We start from the raw sequence: 9573 nt of genomic DNA, 5'->3' as shown, positions 1-9573 counted from the left end.
TCAGCTCCCTCGCCGCCGCTCTGACCGCCTCGATCTTCTCGGGCGACACGCTGGCCCCGTTGAAGACGCGCGAAACGGTCGCCGGAGAAACGCCGGCGAGTCGCGCGACGTCGTAGATCGTGGCCATCGCGTTCCCTGCAACTGGTGCGGACGGGGCTTCTGACATTACCGGCCGCGGTCCGCCTTTACTCGGGAGGGCTAGTGTGAGCAGATGCCGGAGTGGTCACAGGCGGTCCCCGCCGCCGTCAGGCGGGAGCAGATCGTGTCGATTGTGGAGCGACAGGGCTTCGCCCGGGTGCAAGAGCTGAGCCATGCCCTCGGCGTGTCCGAGGTGACGATCCGCACCGACCTCGACGCGCTCGCGGAGGCCAGCGTAATCCAGCGGGTCCACGGCGGTGCGATCGGCGGCATCAAGTCCACCGCCCACTCGCCGGACTACGAGCGCGCTCTGACTCGCGCCGTGACGGAGAAGCGTCGCATCGGGCACGCTGCCGCCCAGCACGTAGAGAGCGAGATGGCCATCATGCTCGACGCAGGCACCACCACCCTGGCGGTCGCCCGAGCGTTGAAGGCTCGAGAGGACCTCCGCGGTGTCGTGGTGTTCACGAACTCGCTGTCGATCGCGCTTGAACTCGGCGTGGCTGAGCCCGGACACATCACCGTCGTCGTCACGGGCGGCACGGTGAACTACCGGCAGCGCTCCTTGATCGACCCGTTGGGCGACATGTTCCTCGGCTCGGTGCACTCGGATCTGTGCTTCATCGGATGCAACGGCGTCTCGGCGAACGGGTGCACGAACTCGAGCCTGCCCGAGGTGACCATCAAGCGTCGTTATCTGTCCACCGCGAAGCGCCGGATCGTCGTGGCCGACGGTTCCAAGCTCGGCAACAGCCAGATGATCCAGATCGCGCCCCTGGCCGAGATGGACCTGCTCATCACCGGCGCCGACGCACCGGCTGCCGAACTCGACGCGCTGCGCGAGGCGGGGATGGCCCTCGAACTCGTGTGACTCGATTCAGAAGCGTCCCGCCGATCCGAACTCCCGCATCCTCTGCGCCACCATCCCGCGGAACGCGGCGATGGCGGGTGCGAGTTGCTCACTCGGCTCCACGACGGCCGCGTTCTCGTCCAGAAACGTCCTGAGCGCCGCGCTCCACGCGAGGTGAGAGTCGGTCCCCTGATTGATCTTCCGGATACCAGCCGCGATGCCCTCGGACTTCTGCCCCGGCGATATCCCGTATGACGGGCGCACCTGTCCTCCATGGAGATTGATCGCCGTGACGGCGTCCGCCGGGACGGAAGACGAGCCGTGCAGGACCAGGAACGTGTCCGGCAGACGCTCTCGGATCTCGGCGATGAGCGCGAGCCGTAGCCGCTGGCCACCCGCCTCGTCGGTAAACTTCACCGAACCGTGGCTGGTGCCCACGGCGATGGCCAGCGCGTCCACGCCCGTTGCATCGACGAACTCGACCGCCTGATCGGGATCGGCGAAGACGATCTCTTCGAGGATGCCGGTGACGCCCGCCTCCGCTCCCCCGATCGTGCCGAGCTCCCCTTCGACGCTGACACCGGCCGGCCGCGCCAGAGTCGTCACCCGGCCGGTCAGTTCGACATTATCGAGGAAAGCGGCAGGAGCATCGCTGTCGGCCGCGCGGCTCGCGTCGATCATGACGCTGGTGAAGCCATGATCGATCGCGCGGGCGCAGTCGTCATACGTACGACCGTGGTCGAGGTGCAGCGCGACGGCGACCTGAGCGTATTCCTCGCACAGCGCGCGTAGTCGGTGCCACCACCGTGATTCGTCCGAATAGGCCGACATCCCGGCGATCGCCTGCACGATGACGGGTGAACGCTCCGTCTCGGCTGCATCGAGCACGGCAACCGCCTGGTCGAGGCTTGACACGTTGAAGGCACCGACCGCGTAAGCACCCTCCTCGGCACGGCCGAGGACCTCTCTGAGAGTCTCGAGCGTCATCGGATACTCACAGCGCACTGGTGATGCCGAGCTTGCCGTACTCAAGCACGATCGGTGTGTCGGTCAGCGCCCGAGCATACGCCTGCACCTTCGCCGCCGACTCCACCGCCACGCTGGTCTTGAACGCGTCGCGCAGGTTCGGGCCGACGGTGAGCAGGCCGTGATTGGCCCATACGACCGCGTTAAGGTCGCCCATGACGTCGCACATGTGCTCGCCGAATGCGCTGTTGTTGCTGAGCTCGAACGGCATGATCGGGACATCGCCCTTGGTGTAGATCACCATGTTGACGAGCGTTCCGAGGATCGGAGTACCGACGACGCCCCACACGTTCGAGAAGATCGGCTCCGAGTGGACGATCGCGTTGACATCCGGGCGCCGCTTGTACACCGCCATGTGAACAGTCACCTCGCTGGAGGGGCCAAGCCGTCCTTCGACGACCTCGCTGTTCCCGTTCACGAGCACGATGTCGTCCGCAGTCATGCGGTCGTACTCAAGATCGGTGGGGGTGATGAGGAACCGGTCTTCCACACCGGGAACTCGAACGCTGATGTTGCCCTGCGTGTTGAAATTGAGCCCGTACTCCATGGAGCGCAGGCAGTAGTCCAGTATCTCCTGCTTGGCCGTGGCGAGGTCGAACTCGACCGCGGTGGCTTCACCGGTCATGTGTGATTCTCCTTCTGATGTGAGGCTGGTGAGGAAGCGAGGTGCGAGGCGATGCCCTGCGTGCTCTCGTAGAGTTCGACATAGGCGCGGCGCTGTCGCGCGTACCATCCGTCGGGGTCGGTGCTCGGCGACACCGTGAGGTGTTCGTCGAAGCGAGGTGAGAGCTCCGCCGGATCCCCGCCGATGGCGGCCAGGGCGAACATCGCGGCCCCTCGCGCCGAGGCGTCTGGTGGCGCGGGTGTGAGTGAGAGCCCCGAGGCGTCCACCCTGGCGGCGAGCGCGGCGCGGTTGTCGGCTCCGCTGCCCGTGACCCGCAGGTCGCCGACGGCGATTCCGCGGCTCACGAGCGCGGCGACGATTTTGTGGAACTCGTACCCAGCGCCTTCGACGACCGCGCGAGCGACGTCGGGAACGGTGGTGTCGAGGGTCAATCCGTGGATGACGCCGCGTGCACCCGGATCGTTGTCGAGCGTTCCTGAACCGGCGAGATACGGCAGGAAGAGCAACCCGGGCGGCACCTCCGACAACGCGTCGAACACCTCGACGACGGGGCGGTCGAGGAGGCCGGCGAACCACTCGAGCGCCCATCCACCTGCCGCCGTGCCCGCCAACGTCACCCAGAGCCCGTCGCGCACGCGATACGTCGCGAAACCCGTTCCCGCCAGGTTATGCGGACGCTCGCACGTTCCGATGGTCATGCAATCACTGGACCCGAACGCGATCACAGAGCGGATGCCGGGGTCGCCGCCAGCGCCGAGAAACGCCGCTGCCTGGTCGTGGGCGCCGGCGACCACCGGTGTACCCGCGGGGAGCCCCAGCCGGGATGCCGCCGGCTCGGCGAGCCGTGCTATGACCTCCCCGGCCGCCACCGGCTCCGGCATCCGATCCTCTCGGAGCCACGGCGCGAACTCGGACGCGAACTCGAAGATGTCTGGGCTCCAATCGCCGGTGCCCACGTCGAGAGCGCCCGTGCGGGCAGCCTGGCTGAGGTCAATACCGGGGCGTCCCGTCCAGCGCTCGGCGACGAGATCTCCGACGCATCGGTACCCGGCGGCATCCCGCCACCGCTCGTCGCCCGCCATGATCTTGAATAGGGAGAACATCCCGTGCAGCGGCTGACCCGTGATCTGTGAGAATCGGTCGGCTCCGATGGCGTCGCCCAATGCCAGGGCGTGCGGGGTGCCGCGGGTGTCCATGCTGACCGCGACCGGGGCGAGCAGGCGCGCTTCCGCGTCCACGGGCACCACGGCTTCGCCCAGGATGCTGAGGCCGATGGCCCTTACCGGGTCCCCCGCCGCGGCGGCACCCGAGGCTGCGTGCGCAACGACGCGTTCGGCGGCCGTGAGGATCGCGTCTCCGTCTAGCTCCACGCGCCCGCGCCCGTCGCGACTCAGCGCCAAGCGTGCACTGGCGTGGGCTCGGACTCCGCCTCCGCCGTCGAACGCGACGGCACGGACGCCGCTGGTGCCGAGGTCGAGGCCGATGATGCTCATTTGATGGCTCCCGACAATCCGTTGACCAGATACTTCTGGATCACGATGAAGAGCACGACAACGGGGATAGAAATGAGGACGAGAATCGCGAAGAGCGCACCCGGTTGAGAGAGGTACATGCCTCGGTACGCGAGCGGAACGAGCGTGAGCGGCTTGAGCGCGTTGTCGCCGAGCGTGACCAGGGGCAGGAGGAAGTCGTTCCAGCTCATCATCGTCTGCCAGACTGCGACGACGGCGAGAGCGGGCTTGCCGAGCGGCAAGTAGATCCGCCAGAAGATCTGCCAGGAGCTGGCACCGTCAAGACGAGCGGCCTCGTACGTCTCCATCGGGATCGCGAGATAAGAAGTCCGGATGATGATCACCGCGAATGGCAGTCCCAGCGCCGTGTACACCAGGACGAGCCCCGTCAGGTTGTTGTAGAGCTGCATCGACTGGAGGATCCGAAAGGTTGCCACCACGATGCTCGACATCGGGAGGATGAGGGCGAGGATGAGCGTCCCGAAGATCAGCGCTTTGAGAGGTACCCGCAGCCGTGCCAGTGCGAACGCGGCCATCGATCCTAGTACGCAGACGAGCAGCACGGACGGCCCCGTGATGATCGCGCTGTTCAACAGGTGCAGCAGGATCGGGTTCTGTTCCCAGATGATCAGGTAGTTCCTGATGCTGAACTCCTGCGGAACGGTGCCGAACAAGGTGGTCGTCGGGTTCGCCGGCGGCATGAGCGACAGCGCGACGACCATGATGATCGGCAGCAGCCACAGCGCCGCGAGCACCATCAGCACCGGATGCAACCACCCGACTCGACGCCCGGGAGCGCGCCCCTTTGAGCGTTGACGTTCGTTCGGCACGACCAGGGTGCGGGTCTCGGACATGGTGCTCATTTCTCGTCTCCCGTGATGAAGCCGGCCCCGAACACGCGCACCATCGACAGGGAACTGGCGACTGCCACGACGAGGAGCACGACGCTGATGGCGGACGCGTAGCCCACGTTTTGAAGCTGGAACGCTTCGAGGAACGCGAAGGTCGGAAGCATCTCGCTGGCGTGGTTGGGTCCCCCTTGCGTCAGGACGTAAACGAGTTCGAAGGTCTTCAGCGAGCCGATGATGCCCAAGAGCACAAGGGAGAGCGTCGTCGTCTTGAGCAGGGGGAAGGTGATGCGGACCATCGTCTGAAAGCCGCTCGCCCCATCGATGCGAGCCGCCTCGATGAGGCTCGGGTCGATGAGCTGCAGGCCTGCCAGGTAGAACAGCATCGAGAAACCGGTCCACATCCAGACGTTCACGAAGATCACCGCAAAAATCGCCGTCGATGGATCCGTGAGGTAGTCGCCACCGAGCCAACCCAACCCCGTCGCCTTGCCCAGCGACGTCAGCACCCCGTTGAACGGATCGAGGATCCGCTGCCACACGATCCCGACCACGACCGGCGACAGGATGGCCGGGATGAAGAAGATTGCACGGTAGATCGTGCTCCCACGCAACCCTTGGTTGAGCGCCACCGCGAGCAGGAAGCCGATCACTCCCTGCGGAATGATGGTGAGCACGATCCAGTAGACCGAGTTCCGCAGGGTGATGAGGAACGTCGGATCCTGGGATAGTTCGACGTAGTTGGCAGCTCCGACGAATGTCCCGACGTTGACGCCGTCCCACTCAAGTGTGCTGGCCTGCACGTTGTAGAAGATCGGGTAGACGACGAACACGGCGAACAGCAGGAGCGTGGGGCTGAGGAATGCGAGGCCGGTGAGGCGCTCTCTCGTGAGTGTCTTCATGTGTGCACTATCCCTGGATCCGGCCGGAGCGGCGCCGGCGGCCCCGACCGGATCAGTGTCAGTTCAACGAGTCCTGGACCTTCTGGACCGACTGCGCGGCTTGCTCGGGAGTGGCATCGCCAGTGGCGATGGCCGCGAGTGCGTCCGCCACCGCTTGGTCGAGCTTCGGGGACTCGAAGTAGCGGGAGTACTTGACCTGAGGGAGCCATTCATCGACGAAGAGGTTCCAGATCTCCTCCTGCTTCTCGCTGGTGAACTCCTCGGGTGTCAGGCCGGTGACGGCCGGCACGTCGTTCATCGTGTTCACGAGCTTCTGCGCACCCGCTCCGGCGATGAAGTCCGTGAGAACCTTGCACGCGAGTTCCGGATTCTTGGTGTCTTTGGAGATGCCGAGGCTCACGTCGATCCCGCCCACGAACTGCGACTCGGCAGCGCCGCCGGGGATCGTCGGGAAGAGGAACGGCTCGTACCCGGCCATGCCCTGCGAAAGGGGCGGGATGTCGGACTTCGTCGGGTCGGACTGCTGGATCCACCATGCGCCGAGCGGGATCATCGCCGCGTTACCGGCCTCGAACTGGTTCACAGCTGAGGGGTAGGCGTCCAACCCGATGGCGCCTTCCTGTGCGATGCCTTCGCTGAAGAGCTTGCTCCAGTAGTCGAAGGCGGCAACGATCTCGGCATCCGTCCAAGGCACCGTCCCGTCCTCCGCCTCGTAGACTTTGCCTGGCGCGACGTTGTTCGCGATCTGCAGGAAGACCACATTCCGGAGCCACGCGTCCTTCGCCGGAAGGAGGAAGGGCGCGTAATCTTTGCCCTTCATGTCCTCGACGGTCGAGACGAGTTCGTCCCAAGTCTTCGGGGTGGACTTCCCCTCCTCCTCCAAGATCTGCGAGTTCGCCCACAGGTTGACCGTCTGCGTGAGAATCGGGAGGGCGTAGAAGTTCTCGTCGCCTTCAGGGTTCCCCATACGCGACTGCTCGATGCCGATGGGGTAGAACCTGTCTTGCCAGTCCGCACCCCAGGTGTCCTCCGCGCACTGCTGCAGCGGCATGAGGTGATCGCGGTATTGCTGAGTCAGCGCGCCCGGCTGGAGCCCGAGGATGTCGGGCATCGTGTTAGAACTGGCCCGGCTCTGCAGATCGACCAGGTACTCAGGATAATTGAAGATCGTGGCGTCGATCGTCGCACCGTCGTTGTCGGCCTCGAACGCTTCGATCATCTGCCGAGTCGTCTGATCGATTGGACTCCACGAACGGAACGTCACCGTGTCAGCGGAGCCAGAGCCGCCGGTCTCCGTGGGCGCGGCTCCGCCAGCGCATGCTGTCACGCCGAAGGCGGTGACGATCGCCCCTGCCGCCGCGAGGCTCTTCTTGAGCTTCATCTGCAAACCCCTTACGTCGCTGTAAAAGTTCTCGGCGATTGCCGGACGCGATCAGTTTAGGTTTGCTTGCGGTTTGATGACCAGGAACTCAATGAAGTTAGTCGAAAGTCTTTTGTTTTCTGTGTTTTCGACGGAACCAGCTTGAGGAATCGAAAGTTCTGGTGAGACGACCCGCGGCGCACGCCGAAACCACCCGTCCGCATGGTTCGTCATGCGCAGAGTGGTTTCTCGATAGAAGCGGCTCCGGCACGGCACCGCGCACCGCGCACCGTCAGGCGTGCGTCCGCACCACCCTGGCGACCTCCTCGCGCCCGGCCTCGTCGGGCTCGGCGATCGCCATCCGGCAATAGGCATCCGTGACGCCGAGGACTCGGTAGCCCTCCTTCATGCGCGCCATGTCGCCGCCGATCGAAGCCACCACCTCGTCCACCGCACTCTGCGCTGCCGCGAGGGCGGCCGCGTCGCCCGATCGGCCGGCGTCCGCCAGTGCACGGAACGGCTTCGGCGTGACCGATGACACTCCGGAGACGACACCCTGCGCACCGACTTCGACCGCGGCGATGAGGTCGCGGTCGGCTCCGGTGTACAGCTCGAAGTCGGCAGGCACGACCGCGCGGTACGCCGCGATGTCCTCCAGCGACAGCTCACTCACCTTCGCACCGACGACATTGGGCAGCGCGGCGAGACGCACAAGCAGCTCGGGTGAGACGGGGTTGCCGCTGCGGGCGGGGTAGACGTACACGTACAGGCGGCCGTCGCCGACGGCATCCGACACCTGCCCGAAGTACTCGAAGACTGCGTCGTCGGTCGAACGGAGGTAGTACGGCGTGAGTGCGGCGAACTCCGTGGCGCCGAGCTCGCGGGCGATCTGCACCAGGCGCACCGCCTCGAAGGCGCTCGGGCGCCCGACGTGCACGATCACGCGCATCCGGTCGGCCAGCTCCTCGACGGCGGCTGACACCAGTGCACGGAACTCCTCGACATCGACGGCCGGGAACTCGCCCGTCGTCCCGAGGACGAACGCGCCCTCGTTGCCCGAGGATCCGACGTAGCGGAAGATCGCACGCGACCCCTCGAGATCGAGCGATCCGTCGCGGTGGAACGCGGTGGGGATCGCGGTGAGGATGTCGTAGCGGGTCACTTCTCGTTCTCCTTCTTGGTGCGACGTCGCCGGCGTGGCGCCGGGGTCTCGTCGATGTTGCGGACGGTGGAGGTGAGCAGATCGGGCTGTGCCGCGAGCTCGTCCCTTCCCCGGGTGATCTGTTCGATACTCGACGTGTCGAGGATGGAATCCTCCAGCGCCGCTCGCTTGCCGCGGGGCTTGCGCGCCGCACGGATGGCCGGCATGACCATCGACAGCACGGCCAGCACCAACAGGATGATGGCGATGGGGCTGACGACCTCGAAGAACGGCCGGGTCGGCAGGATCGCGAGCGTGCGCGCGAGGTTCTCCTCGGCGAGCGGCCCGAGCAGCAGACCGAGCACGACCGGGCCGGCCGGCACCTGCATCCGCTTCATCAGCACACCGATGACGCCGAAGACGAGCATGGTGATCACGGTCGACAGGCTGTTCGACGTGGCGTAGGTGCCGATGATGCAGAAGATGAGGATGCCGCTCCACAGGTACGGCTGAGGCACGTCGAGCAGCTTCACCATGCCCTTCATGCGCACCAGGCTGAGCACCAGCGACAGCAGCGTCGCGATGAGCATGATGCCCGCGATGGAGACCACGAGGTCGGGCCGGTTCGAGAAGAGGTTCGGTCCGGGGGTGATGCCCCAGATGATCATCGATCCGATCATCACCGCCATGACCGAGTCGCCGGGGATGCCGAGCGCCATGGTCGTGGTGAGCGAGCCGCCCAGGGTCGCGCTGGATGCCGAGTCAGCCGCTGCCACACCCTCGATCGAGCCCTTCCCGAACATATCGGGGCGCTTCGACACCTTGCGTGCGCGCTCCCAGCCGATCAGCCCGGCGATGTCTCCACCGGCCGCGGGGATGAGTCCGACGCCGAGGCCGACCGTGCCGCCCACTGCGGTGGCCCTGCCACCCTGCTTGAGCTCCGCACGGTTCGGCAGCCAGCGGCCAAGGCTGGAGATCGGCCTCACCTTCGACTCGTGGTGCGTGAGCAGCTGATCGAGAAGCTCGGCGATGCCGAACAGTCCGATGATGACCGCGATGAAGTTCACACCTTCGACGAGCTCGAGCAGCCCGAACGTGAAACGCTGGTCGGCGGTGGCCTGGTACGTGCCGACGGTGCCGAGCATCAGCCCGAACAGCCCGGCCAGGATGCC

The 9573-nt window shown here is 65.7% G+C and carries 10 protein-coding genes; 1 reads left to right on the top strand and 9 read right to left on the bottom strand.

The annotated features are described in order from the left end of the window. A partial coding sequence (locus tag RIN18_RS16850) for a LacI family DNA-binding transcriptional regulator (protein ID WP_309105139.1) occupies nucleotides 1-127 on the bottom strand: 127 nt, incomplete at its 3' end. A gap of 84 nt (nucleotides 128-211) precedes the next feature. Here RIN18_RS16850 and RIN18_RS16845 point away from each other — a divergent pair. After that, nucleotides 212-1009, top strand: coding sequence for a DeoR/GlpR family DNA-binding transcription regulator (locus RIN18_RS16845; RefSeq protein WP_309105138.1), 798 nt, complete (start codon nucleotides 212-214; stop codon nucleotides 1007-1009). A 6-nt stretch (nucleotides 1010-1015) separates the two neighbouring features. On the opposite strand, the gene RIN18_RS16840 is transcribed toward RIN18_RS16845, so the two are convergent. The 8 genes from RIN18_RS16840 to RIN18_RS16805 all read right to left on the bottom strand — a co-directional run. After that, nucleotides 1016-1975 carry a ketose-bisphosphate aldolase gene (locus RIN18_RS16840; protein ID WP_309105137.1) on the bottom strand — a complete coding sequence of 320 codons (960 nt, stop codon included), beginning with the start codon at nucleotides 1973-1975 and terminating at the stop codon, nucleotides 1016-1018. Nucleotides 1976-1982: 7 nt separating this feature from the next. Continuing rightward, nucleotides 1983-2639, bottom strand: a complete 657-nt coding sequence (locus RIN18_RS16835) for a class II aldolase/adducin family protein (RefSeq protein WP_309105136.1) — start codon at nucleotides 2637-2639, stop codon at nucleotides 1983-1985. Next, complete coding sequence (locus tag RIN18_RS16830; protein WP_309105135.1) at nucleotides 2636-4132, bottom strand: FGGY-family carbohydrate kinase; 1497 nt, start codon at nucleotides 4130-4132, stop codon at nucleotides 2636-2638. Before RIN18_RS16830 ends, RIN18_RS16835 begins: the two co-directional genes overlap by 4 nt. Beyond that, nucleotides 4129-5013, bottom strand: a complete 885-nt coding sequence (locus RIN18_RS16825) for a carbohydrate ABC transporter permease (protein WP_309105134.1) — start codon at nucleotides 5011-5013, stop codon at nucleotides 4129-4131. Before RIN18_RS16825 ends, RIN18_RS16830 begins: the two co-directional genes overlap by 4 nt. Continuing rightward, on the bottom strand, nucleotides 5010-5900 hold the full coding sequence (locus RIN18_RS16820; RefSeq protein ID WP_309105133.1) for a sugar ABC transporter permease: 891 nt from the start codon (nucleotides 5898-5900) through the stop codon (nucleotides 5010-5012). Before RIN18_RS16820 ends, RIN18_RS16825 begins: the two co-directional genes overlap by 4 nt. Nucleotides 5901-5958: 58 nt before the next feature. Further along, nucleotides 5959-7281 carry an extracellular solute-binding protein gene (locus tag RIN18_RS16815; protein ID WP_309105132.1) on the bottom strand — a complete coding sequence of 441 codons (1323 nt, stop codon included), beginning with the start codon at nucleotides 7279-7281 and terminating at the stop codon, nucleotides 5959-5961. 271 nt (nucleotides 7282-7552) lie between these two features. Beyond that, entirely contained in the window at nucleotides 7553-8422 is an 870-nt protein-coding gene (locus RIN18_RS16810; RefSeq protein ID WP_309105131.1) for a dihydrodipicolinate synthase family protein, read from the bottom strand. After that, nucleotides 8419-9573 (bottom strand): tripartite tricarboxylate transporter permease (locus RIN18_RS16805; RefSeq protein WP_309105130.1); only part of this gene is annotated, 1155 nt, incomplete at its 5' end. The genes RIN18_RS16805 and RIN18_RS16810, both read right to left, overlap by 4 nt.

It is taken from the genome of Microbacterium sp. (assembly GCF_031179285.1).
Classification (GTDB): domain Bacteria; phylum Actinomycetota; class Actinomycetes; order Actinomycetales; family Microbacteriaceae; genus Microbacterium.
The sequence above is the reverse complement of the archived record's forward strand: the minus strand, read 5'-3'. Positions and strand labels throughout refer to the sequence as shown.